Source organism: Streptomyces sp. CG 926, from assembly GCF_003148825.1.
In the GTDB taxonomy this organism is placed as follows: domain Bacteria; phylum Actinomycetota; class Actinomycetes; order Streptomycetales; family Streptomycetaceae; genus Streptomyces.
In genome coordinates, this window is sequence record NZ_QGGZ01000006.1 from 343,687 (window position 1) to 368,827 (window position 25,141).

Annotated in this window: 21 protein-coding genes; 13 read left to right on the forward strand and 8 right to left on the reverse strand. The window is 72.7% G+C overall.

Going from position 1 to position 25,141, the window contains the following annotated elements; all coding sequences use genetic code 11:
- Positions 1–104: 104 nt before the first annotated feature.
- Positions 105–1,838, reverse strand: a complete 1,734-nt coding sequence (locus BCL76_RS18495; RefSeq protein ID WP_375137938.1) for an FAD-dependent oxidoreductase — start codon at positions 1,836–1,838, stop codon at positions 105–107.
- Positions 1,839–1,944: 106 nt separating this feature from the next.
- Between BCL76_RS18495 and BCL76_RS18500 the strand changes: the two genes are divergently transcribed.
- The gene (locus BCL76_RS18500) at positions 1,945–3,129 is read left to right on the forward strand and encodes a SchA/CurD-like domain-containing protein (RefSeq protein ID WP_109780587.1); all 1,185 of its coding nucleotides are present in this window, start codon (positions 1,945–1,947) and stop codon (positions 3,127–3,129) included.
- Between the two features lie 13 nt (positions 3,130–3,142).
- Positions 3,143–3,394 carry an acyl carrier protein gene (locus BCL76_RS18505; RefSeq protein WP_109780588.1) on the forward strand — a complete coding sequence of 84 codons (252 nt, stop codon included), beginning with the start codon at positions 3,143–3,145 and terminating at the stop codon, positions 3,392–3,394.
- Positions 3,395–3,476: 82 nt separating this feature from the next.
- Here BCL76_RS18505 and BCL76_RS18510 read toward each other — a convergent pair whose 3' ends face one another.
- The 3 genes from BCL76_RS18510 to BCL76_RS18520 form a co-directional block, all read right to left on the reverse strand.
- Positions 3,477–4,535 carry a methyltransferase gene (locus BCL76_RS18510; RefSeq protein ID WP_033220996.1) on the reverse strand — a complete coding sequence of 353 codons (1,059 nt, stop codon included), beginning with the start codon at positions 4,533–4,535 and terminating at the stop codon, positions 3,477–3,479.
- A gap of 35 nt (positions 4,536–4,570) precedes the next feature.
- Positions 4,571–5,719 (reverse strand): right-handed parallel beta-helix repeat-containing protein, encoded by a 1,149-nt coding sequence (locus BCL76_RS18515; protein WP_375137941.1) that lies wholly within the window; start codon positions 5,717–5,719, stop codon positions 4,571–4,573.
- A 241-nt stretch (positions 5,720–5,960) separates the two neighbouring features.
- Positions 5,961–6,509: a DM13 domain-containing protein gene (locus tag BCL76_RS18520; RefSeq protein ID WP_109780589.1), complete on the reverse strand. Its 549-nt coding sequence runs from the start codon at positions 6,507–6,509 to the stop codon at positions 5,961–5,963.
- A gap of 255 nt (positions 6,510–6,764) precedes the next feature.
- Between BCL76_RS18520 and BCL76_RS18525 the strand changes: the two genes are divergently transcribed.
- Positions 6,765–7,127, forward strand: coding sequence for a hypothetical protein (locus BCL76_RS18525; protein WP_033220992.1), 363 nt, complete (start codon positions 6,765–6,767; stop codon positions 7,125–7,127).
- A gap of 150 nt (positions 7,128–7,277) precedes the next feature.
- A complete protein-coding gene (locus BCL76_RS18530; RefSeq protein ID WP_181382606.1) occupies positions 7,278–11,252 on the forward strand; it encodes an nSTAND1 domain-containing NTPase in 3,975 nt (1,324 codons plus the stop codon).
- Here BCL76_RS18530 and BCL76_RS18535 read toward each other — a convergent pair.
- Entirely contained in the window at positions 11,236–11,805 is a 570-nt protein-coding gene (locus tag BCL76_RS18535) for a helix-turn-helix domain-containing protein (protein WP_109780712.1), read from the reverse strand. The genes BCL76_RS18530 and BCL76_RS18535 overlap by 17 nt on opposite strands.
- A gap of 193 nt (positions 11,806–11,998) precedes the next feature.
- On the opposite strand from BCL76_RS18535, the gene BCL76_RS18540 reads away from it, so the two are divergent.
- The 7 genes from BCL76_RS18540 (at position 11,999) to BCL76_RS18570 (ending at position 19,709) form a co-directional block, all read left to right on the forward strand.
- The gene (locus BCL76_RS18540) at positions 11,999–12,778 is read left to right on the forward strand and encodes an ABC transporter permease (protein WP_109780591.1); all 780 of its coding nucleotides are present in this window, start codon (positions 11,999–12,001) and stop codon (positions 12,776–12,778) included.
- A complete protein-coding gene (locus BCL76_RS18545) occupies positions 12,775–13,494 on the forward strand; it encodes an ABC transporter ATP-binding protein (protein ID WP_109780592.1) in 720 nt (239 codons plus the stop codon). The genes BCL76_RS18540 and BCL76_RS18545 overlap by 4 nt, the downstream gene beginning before the upstream one ends.
- A gap of 68 nt (positions 13,495–13,562) precedes the next feature.
- Positions 13,563–14,561 carry an ABC transporter substrate-binding protein gene (locus tag BCL76_RS18550; protein WP_109780593.1) on the forward strand — a complete coding sequence of 333 codons (999 nt, stop codon included), beginning with the start codon at positions 13,563–13,565 and terminating at the stop codon, positions 14,559–14,561.
- 41 nt (positions 14,562–14,602) lie between these two features.
- Complete coding sequence (locus tag BCL76_RS18555) at positions 14,603–15,718, forward strand: aryl-sulfate sulfotransferase (protein WP_109780594.1); 1,116 nt, start codon at positions 14,603–14,605, stop codon at positions 15,716–15,718.
- Between the two features lie 171 nt (positions 15,719–15,889).
- Positions 15,890–17,089, forward strand: a complete 1,200-nt coding sequence (locus BCL76_RS18560) for an LLM class flavin-dependent oxidoreductase (protein ID WP_375137942.1) — start codon at positions 15,890–15,892, stop codon at positions 17,087–17,089.
- 59 nt (positions 17,090–17,148) lie between these two features.
- Positions 17,149–18,537 carry an NtaA/DmoA family FMN-dependent monooxygenase gene (locus BCL76_RS18565; RefSeq protein ID WP_109780596.1) on the forward strand — a complete coding sequence of 463 codons (1,389 nt, stop codon included), beginning with the start codon at positions 17,149–17,151 and terminating at the stop codon, positions 18,535–18,537.
- Between the two features lie 32 nt (positions 18,538–18,569).
- Positions 18,570–19,709, forward strand: a complete 1,140-nt coding sequence (locus BCL76_RS18570; RefSeq protein WP_109780597.1) for an LLM class flavin-dependent oxidoreductase — start codon at positions 18,570–18,572, stop codon at positions 19,707–19,709.
- 60 nt (positions 19,710–19,769) lie between these two features.
- Here the strand turns inward: BCL76_RS18570 and BCL76_RS18575 are convergent, their stop codons facing one another.
- Positions 19,770–20,381: a TetR/AcrR family transcriptional regulator gene (locus tag BCL76_RS18575; RefSeq protein WP_109780598.1), complete on the reverse strand. Its 612-nt coding sequence runs from the start codon at positions 20,379–20,381 to the stop codon at positions 19,770–19,772.
- Positions 20,382–20,502: 121 nt separating this feature from the next.
- On the opposite strand from BCL76_RS18575, the gene BCL76_RS18580 reads away from it, so the two are divergent.
- Positions 20,503–21,954: an amidase gene (locus tag BCL76_RS18580; RefSeq protein WP_109780599.1), complete on the forward strand. Its 1,452-nt coding sequence runs from the start codon at positions 20,503–20,505 to the stop codon at positions 21,952–21,954.
- 47 nt (positions 21,955–22,001) lie between these two features.
- On the opposite strand, the gene BCL76_RS18585 is transcribed toward BCL76_RS18580, so the two are convergent.
- Both BCL76_RS18585 and BCL76_RS18590 read right to left on the reverse strand, forming a co-directional pair.
- A complete protein-coding gene (locus BCL76_RS18585) occupies positions 22,002–23,567 on the reverse strand; it encodes a hypothetical protein (RefSeq protein WP_109780600.1) in 1,566 nt (521 codons plus the stop codon).
- 127 nt (positions 23,568–23,694) lie between these two features.
- Positions 23,695–23,889 carry a hypothetical protein gene (locus BCL76_RS18590; RefSeq protein ID WP_030767888.1) on the reverse strand — a complete coding sequence of 65 codons (195 nt, stop codon included), beginning with the start codon at positions 23,887–23,889 and terminating at the stop codon, positions 23,695–23,697.
- 238 nt (positions 23,890–24,127) lie between these two features.
- Here BCL76_RS18590 and BCL76_RS18595 point away from each other — a divergent pair, with 238 nt between their 5' ends.
- Complete coding sequence (locus BCL76_RS18595; RefSeq protein WP_109780601.1) at positions 24,128–25,138, forward strand: fibronectin type III domain-containing protein; 1,011 nt, start codon at positions 24,128–24,130, stop codon at positions 25,136–25,138.
- The last annotated feature ends 3 nt before the right edge of the window (positions 25,139–25,141 follow it).

The following is a 25,141-nucleotide window of genomic DNA, read 5'->3' on the forward strand; positions in this document are numbered from 1 at the left end:
GGATCCGGCGTCATCGCCATCGCCATGTGAAAGGCGCCGTCCGGTGGATCACTCCACCGGACGGCGCCCTCGGTGCCCGCCGGAACGCGAGCGGGAGCGGTCGATCAGGACCGGTCCAGCAGCGTGGTCAGCACCTCGTGCAGGACGGCCGCCGGATCGGCCACCGCCTGCGCCGAGCGCCAGGCCACGAACCCGTCCGGGCGGACGAGGATCGCACCCTCCGGGGTCGTGCCGTGCACCTCGGCCCAGTCGCCGCCGTTCGCCGGGATCAGGTCGGCCTCCGGCCCGGTGCCGATCGCGTACACGTCCAGGGGCAGCCCGAGCTCCTCGGAGACCGAGCGCCCCGCGGCCCGCCAGGGCGCGTCCTGCGAGCACAGCAGGACGAAGGAACGCTCGTAGAGGTCCACCGTGGACTTGGGCTCCGGATCCCCCGGACCGCAGAGCCACATGTGCGGTGCGCGGCTGCCCGGATCGCCGCAGAGCCGCATCCGTTCGGGCACGACCGGCCGGTCCGGGTCGGCTCCGAGCACCGCACCCCGGTTGTAGCGGTAACCCATGGCCACGGAGAGGACCCCGCCCTGCCGTCCGCCCGCGCCCGGCACCGCGTCCGGCAGGGCCGCGGGCGCGGACCCGGCGGGGGACGTGGGCTCGGCGTCGGGCTCGTAGCCCGGGTGGCTGTGCTCCGCCGAACGCGCGGAGGCGCGTTCGCTCGTCGCGCGGGCCACCGGCAACCGCTCGGCCTCGTAGGTCTGCAGCAACCCCGGCCCGGCCGAACCGCCCAGCACCGCGGCGAGCTTCCAGGCGATGTTGTGGGCGTCCTGGATGCCGGTGTTCGAGCCGAACGCGCCGGTGGGCGACATCTCGTGGGCGGAGTCGCCGGCCAGGAAGACCCGGCCGACCGCATACCGTTCGGCGACCCGTTCGGCGGCGTGCCACGGGGCCTTCCCCGTGACCTCGACGTCCAGGTCGGGGGCGCCGACGGCCCGGCGGATGTGCTCGACGCAGCGCTCGTCGGTGAAGTCCTCCAACGTCTCGCCCCGGTCCGGGTGCCAGGGCGCGTGGAAGACCCACCGCTCGGCGTTGTCGACCGGCAGCAGGGCCCCGTCGGCGTCGGGCTTCGTCAGGTAGCACACGATGAAACGCCGGTCGCCGACCACGTGGGACAGCATCCGGGACCGGAAGGTGATGCTCACGTTGTGGAACAGGTCCCCGGAGCCGCTCTGGCCGATCCGGAGCGCCTCCCGCACGGGACTGCGCGGCCCGTCGGCGGCGACGAGGTAGTCCGCGCGCACCGTGCTGTGCTCCCCGGTCTCCCGGTTCTTCACGATCGCGGTGACCCCGCCCGGGTCCTGGTCGAAGGAGAGGAGTTCGGTGGAGAACCGCAGGTCGGCCCCGAGGGTCGGGGTCACGGACATCAGGACCGGCTCGATGTCGTTCTGGCTGCACAGACACCATGCCGCCGGACTGAAGCGCGCGAGCGCGCCACCCGGGTCGATTTCCTCGAAGAGCCACTCCTGGTCGTCACCGGTCAGCGAGCCGCCCTGCAGGATGCCGTGGTTGTCCGCCAGGACCGAGGCGGCCTCACGGATCCGGTCCTCGACACGGGCGACCCGGAACAGTTCCATCGTCCGTACGTTGATACCGCGTCCGCGTGGGTGCATCGAGGTACCCGCGTGCTTCTCGACCACCATGTGCGCGATGCCATGCCGGCCGAGGAAGAGCGAGGTGCACAGACCCACCAGCGAGCCGCCCACGATGAGGACCGGGACGTGGTGGTCGACGTTTTCCTTCATGGCTCTTCCATGCCCTGTACGAGGCCGGTTCCCTCGCTCGTTCACCCGCTTGGTTCTCTCCTCTCGCGCCGCAGGGATTACGGGACAACGATCGGTTCGGGTGGCGCCGCCCCGTGGCGACCCGACCGTGTGGTCTCGAAGGAGTGTGAAGATGACGACCTTGTCGGAACGGATATCCCAGTCCGCCTTCGACGGCTCGAGGCTTCGGGTCGTACTGCTGCTGGATCTGTACGACGGTGCCCAGAATCAGTTCCTCGAGGTGTACGAACATCTCCAGGCACAGGTGTCCTCCGTCCCCGGACACATCAGTGACGAGTTGTGCCAGTCGATCGAGAATCCGTCGCAGTGGCTCATCACCAGCGAGTGGGAGAGCGCACCGCGGTTCTTGGCCTGGATCAACAGCGAGGAACACGTCGCGTCGGTGCAGCCGCTGCACGGCTGTGTACGGGACACCCGCTCGCTGCGTTTCAGTGTGCTGCGGGAGATCGGCAAGGGGCCGGGGCCCGGTTCCCCCTCCCGCACCGGCCCGCCCTCCACCGCCGCCGCTTCACCGGACGCCGCGGACAGAGCGGCCCGGGCGGCCCGGGGCAGCCTCCAGGTCGCTCCCCGGCGCGGTGACGGCGTGGTCCGCCACGCGCTCACCTTCACCGTGAAACCCGGTAGCGAGCCGGTGGTGGCGGAGCTCCTGGCCGGGTACACCTCCCCGCAGGCCCAGGTCGACGAGAACACCCGGCTGCGCCGCACCTCGCTGTTCATGCACGGCAACCGCGTCGTCCGGGCGGTCGAGGTGGAAGGCGACCTGCTGGCGGCCCTGCGCCACGTGGCCCAGCAGCCCGAGGTACAGGCGTTGGAGGAGGCCATCAACCCGTACCTGGAACAGGACCGGGACCTCAGCGATCCCGGATCCGCGCGGATGTTCTTCACCCGCGCGGCGCTGCCCGCGGTGCACCATGTGGCGGCCGGCGGCCGCGAGAGCGCGGACCTCGGGCGGCACGCCCTCTTCTACCCCGCGAAGGACGGATGCGGCACGGCGCTCGCCCGGCTGCTCGCCGGGCAGGACGAAGCGGCCGTGGACGACCCGACGAGCCCCATCGAGGGCAGCACCGTCTTCCAGCGCGACGACATCGTCGTGCGCCTCCTCGACCTGCGCGGCCCGCTCGACGCGCGCCCCGCACTGGCCCTCGGCGTCGAGGGCGGCCACAAGGCGGCCGTGCTCGCCCGGCTGCTCGACAGCGCCAAGGACGGCGTCCCCACCACCGACCAGGAGATCTCCCGCTTCCTCGCGCGCTCTGAAATGCGCCTGATCACCGACCGGCGCTCGCCGGTCCAAGCCTGAGGAGTTGTCCGTCATGACCGCTCGACTGACCATGGAAGAACTGGCCGCCCTCATGAAGAAGGGGGCCGGCGTCACCGTCGACCCCGCGGCCATGGCGAGCCGCCCCGACTCGGGCTTCGACGAGTGGGGCCTGGACTCCCTGGGCCTCCTCGGCATCGTCGGTGAGCTGGAGAACCGGCACAGCCGGCCGCTGCCGGCCGACGCGGACCGGTGCAAGTCCCCGCGCGAGTTCCTCGACCTCGTCAACGCCGCCCTGGCGGCCTGACGGCGACGTCCGGGACACCACCGACGCCCTCGAGACCGGCTTCGTGCCGGTCTCGAGGCGTGTGGTCCTATGCCGGCCGGCATCACCCGGGCACGGTGCACTCGAACGCGTGCAGATAGGCGTTGACCGGTCGGATCTCGCCGATCACCAGTCCGGCGTCCTCCATACGGGCGCAGAGACTGGCCTTGGTGTGCTTCGCGCCGCCGACGTTGAGCAGCAGCAACAGGTCCATGGCCGTGGTGAACTTCATCGACGGGGTGTCGTCGACCAGGTTCTCGATGATGACGACCCTGGATCCGGGACGGGCCGCCTCGACGACGTTGCGCAGGGTCCTGCGCGTGCTGTCGTCGTCCCACTCCAGGATGTTCTTGATGATGTACATGTCGGCGTCGACCGGGATGGCCTCGCGGCAGTCCCCGGGGACGATGTCGGCCCGTGCCGCGAGCGGCCCGTCCTCCCGCAGTCGCGGGTCCGCCTTCGCCGCCACGCCCGGCAGGTCGAGCAGGACGCCCCGTACCGTCGGGTGCTTCTCCAGCAGGCTCGCCAGTACGTGCCCCTGGCCGCCGCCGATGTCCGCGACGACCGAGATCCCGGTGAGGTCGAGGAGCTCCGCGACGTCCAGCGCCGACTGCATGCTGGAGGTGGTCATGGCCCGGTTGAACACGTGGGCCGACTCGTGCGCGTCCTGGTGCAGGTAGTCGAAGAACCCCTTGCCGTACAGCTCCTGGAAGACGCTGCCGCCCGAGCGGACGGCGTCGTCGAGCCGCGGCCAGGCCTGCCAGGTCCAGGGCTCCGTGCACCACAGGGCGATGTAGCGCAGGCTGTGCGGGTCGTCCTCGCGCAGCAGGTGCGACATCTCGGTGTGGACGAACCGCCCGTCCTCCGTCTCCGCGAAGATCCCGTAGCAGGACAGGGCGCGGAGCAGCCGCTGCAGGGGCAGCGGCTCGGCGTTCACCGCGGTCGCGAGCTCGGCCGCGGTGGCGGGCGACTCCCCGAGGGCGTCGGCCACTCCCAGGCGGGCCGCGGCCCGTACGGCGGCGGCGCAGGCGGCGCCGAAGACGAGCTCACGCATGCGCATGGCCGGCTGGGGGGTGTGCTGGGGGGACGGGATCGGGGTGGGGGTGGGACTTACCGTGGTCATGAGGCCTCGATTCTGCTGTTCAGGGGGATCACGCGTCAGCACATCCCGGCCGGCACCGAGGATGCGCACCGGTTGTTGACGAACTGGTTGCCCGTTCCGGTCCCCTGGTTGGCCAGGTCCGCCGGCTTGTTGTCCCGCACCACGTTGTCCCGGATGACGTTGTCGGTGTTCGTCGCGCCCACGAAGCTCTTGAACAGCAGGATTCCGCCCGACAGCGGGGAGGCTCCGACGTTGCCGCGGATGTCGTTCGAACGGATGACCGTCTCCTCCGCGCCGGTGAGGACGATGCCGACGCCCTGGATGTCGGGGAGGCGGCTGTTGCCCTTGCAGAACTTGTTGTTCTCGTGGATCCGGTTGTTGCGGATGGTCATGTCCCCGGCTCCGGGCTCGCCCTCGTCGCCGACGACGAAGATGCCGCCGCAGTTGCCGGTGAGGTTGTTGCCGTAGACGGAGAGGTTGCGGACGCGCCTGACGGTGACGCCGATCCGGTTGCCGGTCAGCGTGTTGCGGCGGACCACGGCGCCGAGGGTGTCGGTGGCGCCGCCCTCCCGGTCGACGGTGTTGGCGATGAAGAGGCCCGACTCGGCGTTGTCGCGGGCGGTGTTGTCGCGGAAGAGCCCGCGCGTGGAGCGCTCCTGGGCGATGCCCCAGGTGCCGTTCTTCTCGGAGATCACCCGCTGGACGCTCAGCCGGTCGGTGTAGGAGGCCCAGATGCCGTTGCGCTTGAAGCCCGAGACGGTCAGCGAGTGGATGTCCACGTCGACGACGGGCTGCTCCGCCGTCCCCATGACGCAGATGCCGGTGTCGGCCTGCGAGCAGGCGAGCGCCCGGCCGGACGTCGCGGGCGTGGCGGGCGTCGCGGAGGTCGCGGGCGTGGCGGGCGTGGCAGGCGTGGCGGGCGGCTTCGCGGCCGGCGCCTGGGCCGAGGCACCGGTGGCGGGCGGCGCGACCGGCGTGACCGGCGTGACGGCCGTGACCGGCGGCCTGATCACCGTCCGGGCACCGTACCCGCGCAGGGTGAGCCGCTTGGTGATCAGCACGTTCTCGTAGTAGGTGCCGGGCATCACGGTGATGGTGTCGCCCGGCCTGGCGTAGTTCACCGCGTCCTGGATCGAGTCGCCCGGGTGCACTCTGCGTCCGGCCGCGGCCGAGGAGGGCGCGAGCACGCCGAGACCCGCGGCCATGACGACTGCGATGCACGTGAGGGACTTGATTTGTCGGTTCGTCACGATGCCGAAGTTATGGGCGAACACGGCCTCTCGCCACACTGCGCGAGCGGATGGATACAGCCCGTGGGCAAACGGCCGCATTTTGACGTCCGGAGGAGTGGATAGTCGTACTCCGGGCGACGGCCGAACGGGGTGACGCCGGATCAGCTCCGGCCCCCCGGCGTGTCGCCCGGTCCGGGACGTCCCCGGCGGCGCGTCACACGGCGGCGAGACTCGCCGCGCCGAAGGAGACGTCGAAGCGGTCGCACCAGATGGTCACGCTGCTGAAGTCGGCGACGTTCACCTCGGCGGGGACGGGGTAGTTCTGGTCCCCCTTGTTGCCCTTGAGCTTGCCGAGGCTCGTGTGCTTGCCGTCGTCGAAGACGCGCCAACCCGCCACGCCCTCCTTCACCGGGGCGTCCGTCAGCCACACCCGCAGGTCCGGTCCGTTGCTCGTGTCGAGGTTCGCCAGCCGCAGCGTGTGGGACCCGTCGGGGAGCCGGATGAGCTCCACCGTGCCGGTGGTGCTGTGCTCGTGGCTGATCAGCGTTCCGCGGGCCACGGTCACCGGGGCCGTCGGAGCACCCGGTACGGTCGCGGACGCCCCCGGACCCGACGGCGCGGCGGCGGCCGGCAGCGCCTCGCGGACGGTCTCGTCCTGCCACAACTTCCACGGCTGCAGCCAGTACAGGGCCACCGCCGACACCACCGCCGCCGCGATCGATGCTCCGCCCAACAGTCGCCCGCGCCGCCTCGTCCGTGTCACTGCCGTTCCCTCTTCCTCGCCTTGTGCCTGTCCCTACGGATTCAACGCGGCCGGGGCGCCGTGCGCCATGCCCGAGCCGATGACGAAAGTCTTACGCCGACCCATCCGGCCGTTGCCCCTCGCCGCGCGTTCGGGCTGGTGGCAGCGGGTTTCCCGGGTTCGGCGGCGATGGGCAACGGGCAACCCGTCGACCCCGGTACGGGCCGGGGGCAGGCTGAAGCCGTCAGCACGAGGCAAGCATCACAAGGGGAAACCATGCGCAAGATGTTCCGCGGCGCCGCCGCGCTCGCCACCGCCGTCGTCGCCGTGATCGCCCTCAGCGGTTCGGTCGAGGCCAAGCCGGCCGACGCCTGGGCCGGCTGCCCGGACGGGGCGGTCTGCATCTACCCTCAGAACCAGAACCCCGCCGTCAAGCCGACGCACGTCTTCTACTCCTACGGCGCGCACAATCTGAGCAACCAGTTCGGGAACCACTGGGTGCTCAACAACCAGTACGGCGGTGCGACCGCAAATCTGTGCACGGGTTCCGGAGGCTCGGGCTGCGGCAGCCCCATCGCCTCCAAGACCGGTGTCTACGCCGACCTCACGCCCATCAACTCGATCCGGCTCAACCGGTAGCCGCGCCCCCGTCAGGGCGGCGTGCGGAGCCGCCCGTCACGTGGCTCCGCACGCTCGTGTGCCGGTCGTACCGGTCCGAAGAGGCGGTCGTCCGCCCCACCCCCGCTGTAGCCTGGGCACTCCCGTACCGCTGCCTGGGCGCGCACTGCCATGGGGGATGTCTTGGGGGATCCGGACCACCGGCGCAAGACCGATCGCCAGCCCGAGTCCGACGGCTCCGCGATGCACTTTCCCGCGCAGCTGAGACGTCTGCGGGTGCAACGCGGCCTGTCCCTCGCGGACCTCGCCCGGCAGACGCACTACAGCAAGGGCTACCTGAGCAAGATCGAGACCGGCTCGAAGCGCGTCACCGTCGACGTCGCGCGACGCTGCGACGACGTACTGCGGGCCGGGGGTGAACTGGTGCGGATGGTGAGGGAAACGGGGCCGCGCGGCTCCGACGGCGACGGCACCGGCACGGGCACCGGCGGCGACCGCTCGGGCGGCGCCGGTCCGCAGGTGGACACCGAGTGTCCCTACCGGGGCCTGCCGGCCTTCACCGCGCGGGAGGCCCGCTGGTTCTTCGGGCGGGACCGGGCGACGGCCGAGCTGATCGAGCGGGTCTTCGAACGGATCGGCGAGGGCCCGCTGATGCTGCTCGCCCCGTCGGGCGCCGGCAAGTCCTCCCTGTTGAACGCCGGTCTGGTGCCGGCGCTGCGCGGGGGCGACTTCCCGATGCCGGGCTCCGACACCTGGCCGGTGCTGCGCTTCACGCCCACCGCGCATCCGCTGGAGGAACTGCTGGACTGCGCCGCGAAGGCCCTGGGCGGCCGTCTCGGTGTCACCGTGGACGAGGTGCGCGACCGGCCGCACGCGCTGCTCGCGGCCGTCCGGCGACGCTCGGACGCTCCCCCGGCGGCCGGCCTCGACCGCAGGCCGCCGCCCCCGCGTCCGGTGCTGCTCGTGGACCAGTTCGAAGAGCTGTTCACGTCATGTGCCGACGAGGACGAGCGGCGCGCCTTCGTCCGGGTGCTGTGCGCGCTGGCGGCCGCCCCACCCGAGGAGGACGGCCTCGAACCGGAGGGTCTCGAACCGGACGGCCCCGGCCCGGAGGGTCTCGGACCGGACGGCCCGGTACCGGAGGGTCTCGGACCGGACGGCCCGGTACCGGAGGGTCTCGACCCCGCCGTCGTGGTGCTCGGCGTACGGGCCGACTTCTCCGGGAACTGCCTGGACCTGCCGGAACTGGCTCCGGTCTTCACCCGAGGGCTGTTCGTCCTGCCCCCGATGTCCCTCGCCGAGCTGCGGGAATCGATCACCCGCCCGGCGGACCTCGCCGGCCTGACCCTCGAACCGGGCCTGTTCCCGCTGCTGATGCGCGATGTCGGGCTGCGTGACGATTCGCCCGACCGCATTCCCTCCGGGGTGCTCCCCCTGGTCTCCCACGCCCTGCTGGCCACCTGGGACCAGCGCGAAGGCGCCACCTTGACCGTCGCCGGGTACGAGCGCACCGGCGGCATCCAGGGGGCGATCGCCCGCACCGCCGAGGAGGTGTTCACCCGCCTGTACCCGGCCGAGCAAAACACGCTCCGCCGCGTCCTGGTGCGGCTGGTGCACGTCGCGGACGGTACGGGTGCCACGCGCCGCCGGATGAGCCGCACCGCCCTGATGGAACAACTGGCCGACGCGGGCCCCGCCGCGGCCGCGCTCGACACCTTCGTCCGGGCCCGTCTGATCACCATGGACAGCGACACCGTCGAGATCACCCACGAGGCCCTGCTGCATGCCTGGCCACGGCTGCGCGGCTGGATCCGCGCCGACCGGGCCGGGCTCCTGGTCCATCAGCAACTGGCCCACGCCGCCGCCGAATGGGAGCGCGAGGGGCGCGACCCGTCGGCCCTGCACCGCGGGACCCGGCTGGAGAACGCCCGGGCCTGGGCCGACGAGCACGACGGCCGGAGCCGGCTCGCCCCGCTGGAGGCCGCCTTCCTCCGGGCGAGCCAGGACGCGCAGGGCAGCCGTGAGCGGCAGGCCGGGCGCCAGGTGCGGCTTCGACAGTGGACGCTGGCCACGCTCGTGGTCCTGCTGGTCCTCGCCATGGGCGCGGGCGGGCTCGCGTACCAGCAGCGCGCCGGCGCGCTCGGCCAGGAGCGCGTCGCCCGGTCGCGGGCGCTGGCCCTGCAGTCCGCGGCGCTGGCCGCGGGCCAGCCCGAGGCCTCGATGCGGCTCGCCGGTCAGGCGTACCGGACCTCGCCGACGATCGAGGCCCGCGGGGCGCTGCTGAGCACCCAGTCCCAGCCCTTCGTCGCCCGCCTCGGCGGGCACGGCGGGCCGGTCAACGCGGTGGCCTTCGCGCCGGACAACGGCACGCTGGCGACGGCCGGTTCGGACGGGACGGTGACCCTGCGGCGGGTGGCCGACCGTCGGACGATCGCGACCTTCACCCTGCCCGGGCGGGTGCGGGCGGTGGCCTTCAGCCCCGACGGCTCGACGCTCGCGGCCACGTCGACGGACGGGCCGGCCCGGCTCTGGGAGATCGCCGCCGGTGGTGGCCGTGGCACACCGCTCCCGGCGAGTACGGCCGGTGCCCGGGCCGTTGCCTTCGCGCCGGACGGGCGGAGCCTGGCCGTCGCCGGTGCCGACGGGACGATCGGGCTGTGGGACGCCGCCGGGGACCACGGCGCGCTGACCTCCCTGACCGGTCACACCGGGCGGGTCAACGCGTTGGCGTACGCCCCCGACGGCCGGACGCTGGTGTCGGCCGGCGCCGACCGGACCGTACGGCTGTGGGATCCGGTGGCGGCGGGTCCGCTCGCGGTCCTCACCGGACACACCGACGAGGTGCTGGGCGCGGCCTTCGCCCCGGACGGTCGTACGGTCGCCACCGGGGGCGTCGACCGCACCGTACGGCTGTGGGACGTGGCGGGCCGCCGGACGACGGCCACGCTCACCGGGCACAGCGACGACGTGAACGGTGTCGCCTACACACCGGACGGCACGACGGTCGTCAGCGCGGGCGGCGACGGCACGACCCGGCTGTGGGACGTGGCCGGGGGCCGGGCGGTGGCCACGCTCGCCGGACACACCGACTACGTCCTCGGGGTGGCCGTCGACAGCCGTGGCGCGCTGCTGGCCACCGCCGGTTTCGACACGTCCGTGGTGCTGTGGGACCTGCGGGGCGCGGCGCTGATCTCGCGGCCGTTCACGGAGATCTGGGACGCGGCGTACAGCCCGGACGGGAAGCGGCTGGCGACCGCGGAGGCCGATCACGCGGTCCGGTTGTGGGACGTGGCGGAGCGCCGGGTCCTGGCCACGTTCGAGGGCCACGGCGAGACGGTGTTCTCGGTGGCGTTCTCCCCGGACGGGCGGACGCTGGCGTCGGCCGGATCCGACGGGACGATCCGGCTCTGGGACACGGGGGGCGGCGCCGAGCCGGCGGTCCTCACCGGCCAGGGCGGGACCGTGTTCTCGGTGGCGTTCTCCCCGGACGGGCGGACGCTGGCCTCGGCCGGATCCGACGGCGCCGTCAGGCTGTGGGACGTGGTGGGACGCCGCCCGCTCGCCGTCCTGGCCGGTCACACGGACTTCGCCAACGACGTGGTGTTCAGCCCCGACGGGCGCACCCTGGCGAGCGCCGGGGACGATCTGACGGTCCGTCTGTGGGATGTGGCGGGCCGCCGCCCGCTGACCGTCCTCACCGGCCACCGGGGCGCGGTGCGCGGTGTGGCTTTCAGCCCGGACGGGCGGACGCTGGCGAGCAGCGGCAACGACGGGACCGTGCGGCTGTGGGACGCGCGGCGCCACCGCTTCCTGGCGGCGCTGACCGGGCACACCGGCTCCGCACGGGGCATCGCCTTCTCCCCCGACGGCCGCACGCTCGCCAGCAGCGGCAACGACCGCACGGTCCGGTTGTGGGACGTGGCCGGGCGCCGCCCGCTGGCCGCGCTGTCCGGCCACACGAACGCGGTGTGGGGCGTGGTGTTCGCCCCCGACGGGCGGACGGTGGCCAGCAGCAGTACGGACGGCACGGTCCGGCTGTGGGACCTGGACGTCGGGGCGCGCCTCGCGACGGTCGACCGGCTGCGGGCGTCCGAGCCCGAGGGACAGGACGGGGGTCCGCCCCTCGGGGTCAGGCGTTCGCGATGACGAGCAGGGTGCGTGCCGCCTCCGGGCCCGACAGGCGGCAGCGGTGCGGGACTTCGCCCCGGTGGTGGGCGCTCTGGCCCGCGCGCAGGGTCAGGGGTTCCTCGCCCTCCACCTCCAGGACGATCTCGCCCTCCAGGACGTAGAGGAAGTCCTCGCCGGGGTGTTCGAACCAGCCGCGCTCGCCCCGGCCGGGCTCGAAGTGGTGCTCGTAGGCCTCCATCAGAGCGCTGCGCCCGCCGGGGATGAGCACCTGGGCGGTCTGACCCGCGGCCTCGTCGACGCGGATCACCTGGGGGTCGCTCTCGTGGCTGACGGCGCCGGGCCGGGCGGGAGGCCGCAGAAAGGTGCCGGGGGCGACGTCCAGGGCCTCGGCGATCCGGTAGATCGAGCTGAGGCTGGGCGTGGCGAGTCCGCGTTCCAGCTGGGAGAGGAAGGGCTGGGAGAGGCCTGAGCGGGTGGCGAGGACGGCCATGGAGACGCCGCGCTGTTTGCGGCAGCCGCGGATCACCCGTCCGACCTCGATCGCCTCGGGCGTGGGTTCTGGGCGAGACACGCAGGTGAACGTACCCCATGGGGTCCGGTGTGCCGGGGGGCCGAGGGAGGTTTCGTACTGCCGCAACACTCCTGCAATAAGCGTGGTCAATTATTGACCTCACTTATCAACACCCCCACTCAACACCCCGAACACGTCGTTACGCGTCGCAAGACGTCGGAACACGTCGTCGGAACGGACGAGGAGCCGCCCCGTGCACGCCACCCCCTCACCCCCAGGCCGGGCCCTCGCCGGGCTCGGCCCGGCCCTGGGCGCGGCCGGCGTCGTACTCGCGCTCTGGTACCTCCTCGCCCGCTTCGGCGAGGTCGCTCCGGGACTGCTGCCCACACCCGGCGAGACGTTGGCCGCCCTGGCGGACGGCGCCCGCAGCGGCACCCTGGCCACCGACCTCGGTGCCAGCCTGACCAGGGCCGGGCAGGGCTTCGCGCTGGGCGCCGTCATCGGCGGCGCGCTCGGCTTCACCACCGGCTACCTGCCGAAGGTGTCCGCCGCCGTCACCCCGGTGATCTCCTTCCTGCGGCCGATCCCGGCCATCGCCCTGGTACCGCTCGCGACCGCCTGGTTCGGCATCGGCGAGAGCGCCAAGCGCCTGCTCATCGCGTACGCCGTCCTGCTCGCCGTCTGGCTGTACGTCCACGACGGGGTGTCCCGGGTCCCGGTCTCCCATCTGCGGGCGGCCCGGTCGCTGGGGGCTCCGCTGCACCGACGGTTCACCGAGGTGCTGCTGCCCGCCGCCGCCCCCGCCCTGCTCGCGGCGCTGCGTTACGGGGCCTCGGTGGCGCTGCTCGCGCTGGTGGCGGCCGAACTGGGCGGCGCGGACAGCGGTTTGGCGTACCGGCTCCAGGTGGACGGCCAGTTCCTGCGGGTCGACCGGATGTTCGCCGGGCTCCTCGTGCTCGGGCTGCTCGGGGTGGCCGTCGACCTGGTGCTGGCCGCCGTGGGCCGCCGCTTCGTGCACTGGAGCGCGTCATGAGTCTGGAGGTACGGCTGGAGGGGCTGTCGGTGGGCTTCGAGGCCGGCGCCCCGGTGCTGGAGCACACCGACCTGGAGTTCGCGGCGGGCTCGTTCACGGCGCTGCTCGGGCCCAGCGGATGCGGCAAGTCCACGGTCCTCAACACGGTGGCCGGCTTCGTACGGCCCACCGCCGGCAAGGTGACGGCGGGGGCGGAGCCGGTGCGCGGACCCGGCCCGGAGCGGGGCGTGGTCTTCCAGCACTATGCGCTGTTCCCTTGGCGCACGGCCCGCGGCAACGTCGAGTTCGCCCTCAAGCGGCTCGGCCTGCCGCGTACGGAGCGCCGCCGGCGCGCACTCGCGGCACTGGCGGAGGTGGGGCTCGCGGACGGCGCGGAGAAGTACCCGGCCCAGCTGTCGGGCGGGATGCAACAGCGGGTGGCGCTGGCCCGGGCGCTGGCCGCCGAGCCCGAAGTGCTGCTGATGGACGAGCCGTTCGGAGCGCTCGACGCGCTGACCCGGACCCGGATGCAGACCCTGCTGCGGGAGCTGTGGCAGCGCCGCGGCACCACCGTCCTGTTCGTCACGCACGACATCGACGAGGCGCTGGCGCTCGCCGGACGCGTGATCGTACTCGGCGGGAGCCCCGGGCGGGTGCTCGCCGACCACGCCGTGCCCGCCGGCCCGCCCGATCCCGACCTGCGCTCCCTGATCGCCCGCCACCTCGGCTCCGAATGATCCGCCTGATCCCTCCTGTCTCCCCTTGCCCTCCGCTCCCCATCCGCTCCACGGAAGGACTGTTCACCATGCCCAGACCCCGCGCGGTGTCCGCCGTACTGCTCGCCGTTCTGCTCTTCCCGCTCGCCACCGCCTGCGCCGGATCCTCGTCAGGCACCCCGGACGGTGCCCGCCCGGCCGTCACCCTCGCCACGAGCGACCATCTCGGCGGCGCCCCCGTGCACGTGGCCGAGGAGCGCGACCTCTGGTCGGCCGAGGGCATCGAGGTCACCGTCACCACCCGACCCACCGGCCGGGAGGCACTGACCGCCGTGCTCGGCGGCCAGGCCCAGCTCGGCGTCGTCGGCGATCTACCGGCCGTGACGGCTGCGCTGGGTGGCCGCGAGCTGCGGGTCGTCGCCGACCTGTCCCGTTTCTCGGACTGGCGGCTGCTCACCCGGACCGACCGGCAGATCACCGACTTCGCCGCACTGAAGGGCCGTAAGGTCGGGGTCCCGCAAGGGACGAACGTCGAGTACGCGCTGTCGCGGATGCTCGCCTCGGCGCAGCTCACCGCTTCGGACGTGACCGTGGTGAACCTGGCACCGAATCAGGTGACTTCGGCCCTCGCCCGCGGCGACATCGACGCCGGGGTCACCTTCCCCAGCTTCTACGACGCCGCGCGCACCGCCCTGGGCACCGCCTACGCCGAACTCCCCTTCACCGGATACACGGCCAGAACCCTCCTCGTCGCCGGCCCGTCCGCGAACGAGGAGAGCACCACCGCGGTCCTGCGTGCGCTGCTGCGCGCCCAGCGGGAGCTCGAAGCCGACCCGGCCGGGGCACGCAAGGCCGTACTCGCCCAGTCCAAGGGCGTCCTGCAGGCCGCCTACGTCGAGACCTACCAGCCCCGGTACACGTACGGCGCCACCCTCTCCCCCGAGCTGCTGACCCAGCTGGAGGAGCAGGCCGCCTGGGCCAAGGCCACCCAGAACCTGCCCGGCGCCGCTGACCGCGCCGCACTGCTGCGGTACCTGAACCCCGGCCCCCTGACCGCCGTCGACCCGGCCGCCGTCACCGTCCGCTGAACCACGCACACGTACACGCACACGCACCCAGGAGAGACCCCATGACCGTGCCCGTCGACCAGAACACCCTGCGCCGCCGCGGCGTCGGCCTGATCGCCCACGACCCCGAGCGCAGCTACGGCGGCCTCACCCTCTACACGCCGATCACCAGCGCCGGCGAGATCCACCTCGTCGACATCGAGGGCCGGCCGGTCCACACCTGGAACTCCCCGCACCCGCCCGGCCGTCAGGCGCAGATCCTGCCGAACGGCAACCTCTTCTACGCGGCCAAGGACACGAGCGGCCCGACCCTCTTCCCCATCTGGGACGTGTACCACGGCGGCATCTTCCAGGAGTTGGCACCGGACTCCACGGTGCTCCGCGAGGTGCGCCACCCCCTCCACCACCATGACGCCTCGATCCTGCGCAACGGAAACCTGCTCATCGGGGCCGTGGAGCCGCTGGAGCCGGCCGACGCGGCCCGGATACGGGGCGGCATCCCCGGGTCCGAGGCACCCGGTGGGGTGATCTACGGGGACGTGATGTACGAGCTGACCTGGGACGGCGAGATCGTGTGGCGCTGGGCCGCCATCGAGCATCTGGACCCGCAGGAGGTGCCGCTGAACCGGCACTTCGCCCGCAACCACTGGCCGATGGCCAACACCGTCAACGAGAGCGCGGACGGCTCCATCGTGGTGGGCTTCCGCAGCGCCTCCACCACGGTGTCGATCGACCGCGCCGACGGGTCGGTGCAGTGGCGCATCGGCCCCGACGTGCTCGCCCAGCAGCACCATCCGCACGAACTGCCCGGCGGCACCGTACTGGTCTTCGACAACGGCACCTACCGGGACACCACATCGGTGCCGTACTCGCGGGTGCTGGAGCTCGACCCGCGCACCGGTAAGGAGGTGTGGGCGTACGAGGACAACCCGCCGCAGAACTTCTTCAGCCCGTACATGTCCAGTGCCCAGCGTCTGCCGAACGGCAACACCTTCATCGCCGAGGGCTCCTTCGGGCGGCTCTTCGAGGTGACGTCCGGCGGGGAGGTCGTGTGGGAGTTCGTGGTCCCCCAATTCCGGTCCTTCGGGGAGGGCGTGGGCCTGGAGTCCTCGGCAGGAGCCCAGAATTCGGTCTTCCGCGCCTATCGGTACGCAGCCGAGCAGTTCCCCTGGCTGTGAGACGGGCCCGAACCCCGGCCGGAGCCCCGGCAACACCACTGCCAACTTCTCTTAATATTGCGGTCATTGTATGGCACAGGCGTCAGGCGTAGCGTTTTCGGGAGAATTCGATGGCGGTCCGAAGACGTGGCCCCGCATCGGCTTCCTTTCCGAACGCCGAGCAGGAAGGCGCTGTTCCACGTGTCCGTTCCCTCATCACCCCCGGCACCCCTGCACCTCGCCGTCGCCCTCGACGGGGCGGGCCAGCACCCGGCCGCCTGGCGCGAGCCGGGCGCCCGGCCCGCCGAGCTCTTCACCGCCCGCTACTGGGCCGGTCTCGCCGCCGAGGCCGAGACCGGGCTGCTCGACTTCATCACCTTCGAGGACGCCCTCGCCCTCCAGTCCTCCTCGCCCGGCGGAGCCGACGAGCGCACGGACCGGGTCCGCGGGCGGCTGGACGCGGTGCTCACCGCGGCCCGGGTGGCGCCCCTGACCCGGCACATCGGTCTCGTCCCGACCGTGACGGCCACCCACACCGAGCCCTTCCACGTCTCCAAGGCGATCGCCACGCTCGACCACGTCAGCCGCGGCCGCGCCGGCCTGCGGATCCAGGTGTCCGGGCTCGCCCACGAGGCGCGGCACTTCGGGCGGCGGACCGCCCCGTTCTCGGACGGGGAGCTGTACGCGGAGGCCGCCGACCACGTCGAGGTGATCCGGCGGCTGTGGGACAGCTGGGAGGACGACGCGGAGATCCGGGACGTGGCCACGGGCCGGTTCGTCGACCGCGAGAAGCTGCACCACATCGACTTCGAGGGCCGTCACTTCGACGTCAGGGGACCGTCGATCACCCCGCGCCCGCCGCAGGGACAGCCCGTCGTCGGCGCGTCGGGGGCCGGCGAGGCCTCGTACGCGCTCATCGCCCGGTCCGCCGAGGTCGGGTACGTGGCCGCGCACGACGGCGCCGGTACGCGCGCCGCCGTGGCGGCGATCCGCCGGGCCCGGGAGGCGACCGGGCTCGCGGCGGACCCGTTGCACCTCTTCGGGGAACTCACGGTGTTCCTCGACGCGGACGCCCCGGCCGCCGCCGCACGCCTGGCGCGCCTCGACGGGCTCGCGGGGCTCCCGTACGGCGACGGGGACGGTACCGGCCCGGTCTTCGCCGGAAGCCCCGGGCAGCTGGCGGACCTGCTGCTGGAGCGGCGGGCGGCGGGGCTCTCGGGCTTCCTGCTGCGGCCGGGCGTGATCGCCCACGACCTGCCCGCCATCACCCGGTCCCTGGTGCCGGAGCTCCAGCGGCGCGGGGTCTTCCGCCGGGAGTACGGGGCGCACACGCTGCGCGGCCTGCTCGGGCTGGAGCGCCCGGCCAACCGCTACGCGCGGCCCGCCGCCTGATCCGCTGCCCGACCGCCGCCCTACCGCCGCCCGACCCGGACCATCCGGAAGGACGAACCATGAGCAGCAAGCCGCTCAAGCAGATCCATCTCGCCGCCCACTTCCCGGGCGTCAACAACACCACCGTGTGGAGCGACCCGGCCGCCGGCAGCCATATCGACTTCGACTCGTTCATCCACTTCGCGCGGACGGCCGAGCGCGCCAAGTTCGACTTCCTGTTCCTCGCCGAGGGCCTGCGACTGCGCGAACAGGGCGGTGAGATATACGACTTGGACGTGGTCGGCCGCCCCGACACCTTCACGGTGCTGGCCGCCCTGGCCGCGGTGACCGATCGCCTGGGGCTGACCGGCACCATCAACTCCACCTTCAACGAGCCCTATGAGGTGGCCCGCCAGTTCGCCACGCTCGACCATCTCTCGCAGGGCCGGGCCGCCTGGAACGTGGTCACCTCCTGGGACGCCTTCACCGGCGAGAACTTCCGGCGCGGCGGATTCCTGCCGCGCGAGGACCGCTACTCCCGTGCCCAGGAGTTCCTGGCCACCGCCACCGAGCTGTTCGACTCCTGGAACGGGTCCGAGATCGCCGCCGACGCGGGGTCGGGCACCTTCCTGCGCGACGCGCGGGCCGGAGCCTTCGCCCATCGGGGCCGGCACTTCGACATCGAGGGCCGCTTCAACGTGCCGCGCAGCCCGCAGGGCCGACCGGTGATCTTCCAGGCGGGCGATTCCGAGGAGGGCCGGGAGTTCGCCGCCGCCGGCGCCGACGCGATCTTCGGCCGGTACGGAACCCTCGACGCGGGGCGGGAGTTCTACGCGGACGTCAAGGGCCGACTCGCCAGGCACGGCCGTACGCACGACCAGCTGAAGATCCTCCCCGCGGCCACCTTCGTCCTCGGGGACACGGACGGGGAGGCCCGGGAGATCGCGCACGAGGTGCGCCGCCTCCAGGTCAGCGGGCAGACCGCGATCAAGTTCCTGGAGCACGTGTGGAACCGGGACCTGTCCGCCTACGACCCGGACGGGCCGCTCCCCGAGGTCGACCTCCGGGTCGGGGAGAACACCGTGGCCCTGGGGCGGGCGAGCGTAAGGCAGTTCCGCGATCCGCTCGCCACCGCCCGACAGTGGCGCGAGCTGGCCCGGGCCAAGAACCTGTCGATCCGCGAGCTGGTCATCGAGACCACCGCCGACCAGACCTTCATCGGTTCGGCCGCCACGATCGCCGAGTCGATCGACGCCCTGGTGCAGGCGGACGCCGCCGACGGTTTCGTCCTGGTCCCCCACATCACCCCGGGTGGCCTGGACGGCTTCGCGGACTCCGTCGTACCGCTGCTCCAGGAGCGGGGGGTCTTCCGCACCGAGTACGAGGGCACCACCCTGCGCGACCACCTCGGTCTCGCGGTTCCGGCCCCGGCTCGGGCAACGGCCCCAGCCTCGGTCCCGGCCCCGTGACCTTCCCTCCCCGACCTGCAAGGAGTCCGGCCATGCCCGGCATCCCCCTCGGGGTCCTCGACCTCGTGCCCGTCTCGTCCGGTTCCACCGCCGCCGATGCCCTGCGGCACAGCATCGATCTCGCGCGGCGGGCCGAGGAGTTCGGCTACGCCCGCCACTGGTTCGCCGAGCACCACCTCAACCCCGGGGTCGCCGGGACCTCCCCGGCGGTCGTGCTCGCGCTGACCGCCTCCGCGACCTCGACCATCCGGCTCGGCTCGGGCGCGGTGCAGCTCGGGCACCGCACCGCGCTGTCGACGGTCGAGGAGTTCGGCCTGATCGACGCGCTGCACCCCGGGCGCATCGACCTGGGGCTGGGCCGCTCGGCGGGCCGGCCCCGACCGTCCGGGGAGCCGGCCCCGCAGCTGCCGGTCACCCCGGTGGTGGCGGGGTACGCCCCGAACGGGTTGCGGATCCCGGAGCCGTTCTCCTTCACCCCGCTTCTGGGTCATCCGCGGGTGGCCCTCCAGCAGCGGCTGCTGAACCTGCCGGGCGCCCGGCCGCAGGAGTACGGCGAGCAGGTCGACGACGTGCTCGCGCTGCTGCGGGGCGAGTACCGCTCCCCGGAGGGGGTCCAGGCGCATGCCGTCCCCGGCGAGGGTGCCGACGTAGAGGTGTGGATCCTGGGCAGCAGCGGCGGGGTGAGCGCGGAGACCGCGGGCCGCAACGGCCTCCGGTTCGCGGCCAATTACCACGTCAGTCCGGCGACGGTGCTGGAGGCGGCCGAGGGGTACCGGGCCGCGTTCAAGCCGTCGGCCGAGCTGGGCCGGCCGTATCTGTCGGTGTCCGCCGACGTGGTGGTGGCCGAGGACGAGGAGACGGCGCGCGAGCTGGCCACCGGGTACGGGGCCTGGGTGCGCAGCATCCGGACGGCCGAGGGAGCCATCCCGTACCCCACGCCGGCCGAGGCGCGGGCCCTGCCGTGGACCGAAGCGGACCGGCGGTTGGTGGCCGACCGGGTGGAGACCCGGTTCGTCGGCTCGGCGCGGACCGTCGCCGATCATCTGGAGCGGCTCCAGGAGGCTACGGGCGCGGACGAGTTGCTGATCACCACGATCACGCACGGACACGCGGACCGGGTCCACTCCTACCGGCTGCTGGCCGAGGAGTGGCACCGCCGGTCGACACGCTGACCGGCCGCAGGACCGCAGGACCGCAGGACCGCGGGACCGCGGGACCGCGGGACCGCCGGATCAGCGCTCCGTGGTCGCCCTGTCGAGGGCTGCCGAGACCGCGGCCACGAGCCGGTCGCCCGCGCGGTCGACGCTGCCGTTCTGCGCGCTGATCTGGGCGCCTTCCAGGAGGAAGGTGAGCTCCGCGGAGACGTCGTCCGGCGCGTGCGCGCCCGCCCGCTCGCACATGGCCGTAAGGCGTCGCCGCTGACGGGCCTTGTGGTCCTCGATCAGCCGGCGGGCCGGATGGTCGGGGTCGGGCATGCCGGCGAAGGAGTTCACGAAGGGGCAGCCCCTTCGGGCGACGTCGGGCAGCCCTTCCGCGACGAACCGGGCCACGGCGAGCACCTGGGCCCGGCCGTCGTCAGCGTACTCGGCCTCCACCCGGTCGAAGGCGGTGCTGTACTCCGCCGCGACGATCCTCAGCCACTCCTCGATCAGCGCGTCCTTGGTGGCGAAGTGCCGGTAGAGCGCCATCTTGGTGGTCTTGGCCCGCTCGGCGATGGCCTGGACCCCGACAGCCCTGACGCCCTCGCTGAGGAAGAGTTCCTCGGCCGCGTCGAGGATGCGCTCGCGCGGGGGGAGGCGGGCGACCCTCGAGTCCCGCCCCGGCCTCGGAGTGCCGCTCGTCATGGTGTGCCTCGCTTCGGTCCCGCCGCCGACGTCTCCGCACCCATGCTACGTTACCGATCACTCCCGTGCGATACCGATCGGTATCACATGGGACCGATGGGGACCGTGAGGGAGAGAGCGCATGGAGCTGCACGAATACACCCGGTACGACGCGGTGGGGCTGGCCGGGCTGGTGGCCCGGGGTGAGGTGACCACGACCGAACTCACCGGTGCGGCCCAGGCCGCGATGGCGGTCGTGAATCCGCGGATCAACGCCGTCGTGGAGAGCTGGCCCGCCGAGGACGCCCCGACCCCGGGCAGCACCCCCCTCGCGGGTGTGCCCTTCCTCATCAAGGACATCGCCGTGTCCATGCGCGGCAAGCGCGTCGAGCTGGGCAGCCGCCTCGCCGCCGGCAACGTGGCCGGGGCGGACTCCTTCCTGATGCGGCGGTTCCGGCGGGCCGGCCTGGTGACGCTGGGCCGCACGGCCACGCCCGAATTCGCCTACAGCACCACCACGGAGCCGGTCCTGTACGGCGCCACCCGCAATCCGTGGGACCCCACCCGGACGGCGGGCGGCTCCAGCGGCGGCTCCGCCGCGGCCGTCGCCGCCGGCATCACCCCCCTCGCGCACGCCACCGACGCGGCCGGATCGATCCGGGTGCCGGCTTCCAGCACCGGCCTGTTCGGACTCAAGCCCACCCGGGGTCGGGTCTCCCTCGGCCCGGACGCCGACGAGGTCTTCAACGGCCTCGCGGTGCACGGTGGGCTCAGCCGGACCGTGCGGGACAGCGCTGCGCTGCTCGACCTGATCCAGGGCCCGGAGACCGGCGACCCCTACTTCGCGGAGCGCCCCCGCCGCCCGTACCTGGAGGAGATCGCCGAGGAGCCCGGCCGCCTGCGCGTCGGCCTGGTCACCACCCCCGGGAACGGGCGCGCCGTGGAACCGGCCGTGCTCAAGACCACCCTGGGAGCCGCCCGGCTGCTGGAATCACTCGGTCACCGGGTCGACGTCACCACCGTGGATCTCGGGGTGAGCTGGGAGGAGTTCGTCCTCGCCAACGCCCGGCTGTGGTCCGCGAACCTCGTGACGTGGATCGACGGCTTCGCCGAGGCGTTCGGTCGCCCCGTCGACGAGACCACCGTCGAGCCCGAGATACTCGTGAGCTACGCGTGGGGACGCACGGTGAGCGGCCCGGAGTTCGTGCACGCCCTCGACGTACGCAACCGGGTCGCCCGCTCGATCGGGGCCCACTTCGAGACCCAGGACCTGGTGCTGACGCCGACGCTCCCCGAGGTACCGGTACCCCTGAACACCTACGGCCACGGCGCGCAGGACACTGACGGAGTGGGCCGGCTGGAGCACCTGTTCCACCGCTCGCCCTTCACCGCCGCCTTCAACGTCGCCGGGACGCCCGCGATGTCGGTGCCCCTCGGGTTCGACCAGGCCACCGGCCTGCCGATCGGCGTCCAGTTCGCCGCGGGCCACGGACGCGAGGACACCCTGTTCCGGCTCGCCGCACAGCTGGAGCGGGCCGCTCCGTGGGCGGACCGGAGGCCTCCCGTATGGGCCGGCGCGGCCCGTCCCGCCTGACGAGGGCCGCCCGCGGCCGGGCGACCCGGCGGCGGGCGGTTCGTCCGTCAGCTGTCGCGCACCGCGACGATGCCGTTGAAGACACCGACGTACGCGGTGCCGTCGGGGCCGAGGGTGATCGGGGCCCAGTTGTTGTCGTAGAGCGGACCGGTGCCGGTCAGCTGCCGCCAGCGGCGCTCGCCCGTGCGGAAGTCCACGGCCGTGAGGTACCAGGCGTCGATGCCCCAGGCGTTGGGCTCCTTCTCGTAGAAGTAGAGCAGCCCGTTCGCGGTGGAGAGCTTCGGGACCACGGAGGGAGCGCGGATCGCGCTCTCCCAGACCGTGTCGCAGCCGCTGCCGTCGCCGCGCACGTCGATGCGGGCGACTCCGCCCACGACCGACTTGCCCAGCAGCAGGGTGGTGGGGTTCTCGTAGCCGTAGTTGTTCTCGACGACGATGCTGTTGCCCCAGGTGATGAGGGAGTTGTCGGTGGTCGAGGCGCCTGGGCCGAACACCGGCACCTTGCAGACCAGCCGCCGGTCGGCGGGTACGTCCACGCCCCGCTTGTAGACCAGGACGTTCATCCGGTCGTCGGCGTTGTCGGTGATGGCGACGTAGTCCTGGCCGAAGAGGTCCGGGGTGGTGCCCGAGCCCTGGTTGACGGAGCCGGGCTTGGACGCCGTGCCCCGGTCGTACGTCTGGCGCCACTGCACCTCGGGGGTGCCGTCGGCGGCGGCGCGGAAGCTGTAGAGCGCGTGGTCGGAGACGATGGAGACACCGTCCTCGGCGACCGAGAAGGAGTTCTGGATCTCCTCGCCCCGCAGTTGGACGGAGCGGATCCGATCGGTCGCCGGGTCCACCGTGCCGACCCGGCCCTGGCGGGTGACCCACCAGATCCGGCCGTTCCAGTCGGGCATCACGGAGGTGACGGGGTCGCAGGTGCCGCTGGGCCGCAGGTTGGTCCAGGTCACGCAGTCGTGCGGGACCTGCCCGGTGAGGTCCCAGTCGTCGTCGACGGTGAACTTCCAACTGCCGTCGGGGTTCTGGGAATGGGCGAGGCGCAGGATGTGCTGGCGGGAGTCGGCCAGCACGGCCCGGTCCTGGTCGTCCAGGTAGAAGTAGGCGCCGCCCGAGGTGTCCTTGAAGATCTTCGCGAAGTCGAGCGAGGTGATCGCCTCGACCGTCGAGGAGCGCTGCGGGAGCTGGTGTTCCGCGAGCGTGGCGAGCGTACGGGGCTCCAGGAGCTTGACCTTGAAGCCGGAGAAGGTGCCGCACACCGTGACGAGCCGGCCGGCCGAGTCGAAGGTCGCGGTGGCGCACTCCCCGCCGAGGGCGGCGATCTTCTCGCTGGTCACCTTCGGGTTCTTGCCGAGCGGCCCCGACCAGGGGGCCGTGGCGCTGCCCGCCGCGTCGGAGTGCATGCCGCTGCGGCCGTTGGGCGCGAGGAAGGGGTGCTGCGGCGGCGCCTCGCCGGGCAGCGGGGCGGCGGCCGCGGGGCTGCCCTCGTAGTGGGTGACGAGGCGGTGCCCGGGGGCCTTGGGTATCTCCTCGGCCTGGGCCGAGGAGCCGCCGTACATCACCGTGAGTGCGGCGACGACGGGCAGCACGGCGCAGTTCAGCGATCTTCGGAACATCCGGGCTTCCTCCATGTCTCTGCGTTGTTGACAATGCGTCTGATGTCGCGCCGCCACCGGACGCTAGATCGCACTGCACGAGGAGTCCATGGATGGGCCGGATGATTCATGAAGGCGCAACAGTCGATCAAGGATTGAGGCCGGACACCACGTTCGCGGTGGCCGTCAGGCCGTTGTGGATGGTCGTGGCCATGCTGCTGCTCGCGAGGTAGAAGCCGAGCAGCGCACAGACGAGGGCGTGCGAGAACTTGAGCCCGCCGCTGCGCAGGAAGATCCAGGCCAGGATGAGGAGCAGGACGACCACCGAGAGGGAAATCACCATCGAAACCTCCTTACTCGCCGCCATGGTGGCGCAGGAGGGGGTGCCTTCGGGCGAAAGACGTGTCCGCCGTACGGGTGTTGACCGTCCGTGACGGCCGGTCGCCCTTGACGATCACCTCGTCGACCCGTCGGAGATCTTGGAGTTGGCGTCCGCCGGCGGGACAGAAGAACACGAACCCGGGCACACCGCGGGCCGTCGGCGCAGGGGTCTTGTCGGGCTCCCGTCCGCCGTGCCATATATGTCTAGACCAATAAGGAGCGAGCAGGCCGAGCAGGCCGAGGAAGGCACCCCCGTGCGACGCAGCGCCCCCACGCTCGCCCTCTACCTGGCCCTCACGGGCATCACCGGCCTCGCGGCCTGCACCACGCCCGACACCCGGCCCCCGCCCGCCCCCGCCGGACTGACGGCCCAGGCCGGCAGCGCCACCAGCGTGCACGTCATGTGGAACGCGGCCGCCGACCGGGACGGGGTGACGGGCTACCAGGTGTTCGAGGCCGACCGCCTGGTCCGCGAACTCCCCGCCGAGAAGACCATGGTGGACATCACCGGCCTCACCCCGCAGACGGGTTACGCCTTCACCGTCCGGGCCGAGGACGCCGCCGGCAACCTCTCCGAACCCGCGGCGGCCGCCCGGGTGACCACACCCGCCGCCAAGGCCGAGGACCGCGCGGCCCCCACCTCCCCGGCCACCACCACCGCCCGGGCGACCGGGCCCCGGTCCGCCCAGGTGTCCTGGACGGCGGCGACCGACGACACGGGCATCACGGCCTACGACATCTACCAGGGCGGCGTCCGGATCCACACCGCCGGTCCGGGTGAGAGCGCCACGGCCCTGGACAACCTCCGGCCCGACACCGTCTACACGTTCACCGTGCGGGCCCGCGACGGGGCGGACAACTCCTCCCCCGACGGCCCGGCGGTGGACGTGACGACCCCGCCCGCCTCCGGCGACGGCCCCAGCACCGCCCCCGCCGAGTTCGCCGCGGCCGCCTCCCCGGGCGCCGTCACCCTGACCTGGACCGCCCCGGACACCGGTGGCGAGACCACCGAGTACGAGCTGTACGTCAACGGGACGCCCACGACCGTCATCCAGTTCGGGGCGGGGGCGGTGCCCAGCGGGCGGGCGGAGCACCGGATCACGGTCGCCGAGCCGGCCGGCACCGTGTGGGCCGTGAAGCTGCGGGCCAGGCTCCCCGACGGCAACTGGGGATCCTTCTCGGCGGAGCGGCGGATCACACTCGTCGCGTGAAAG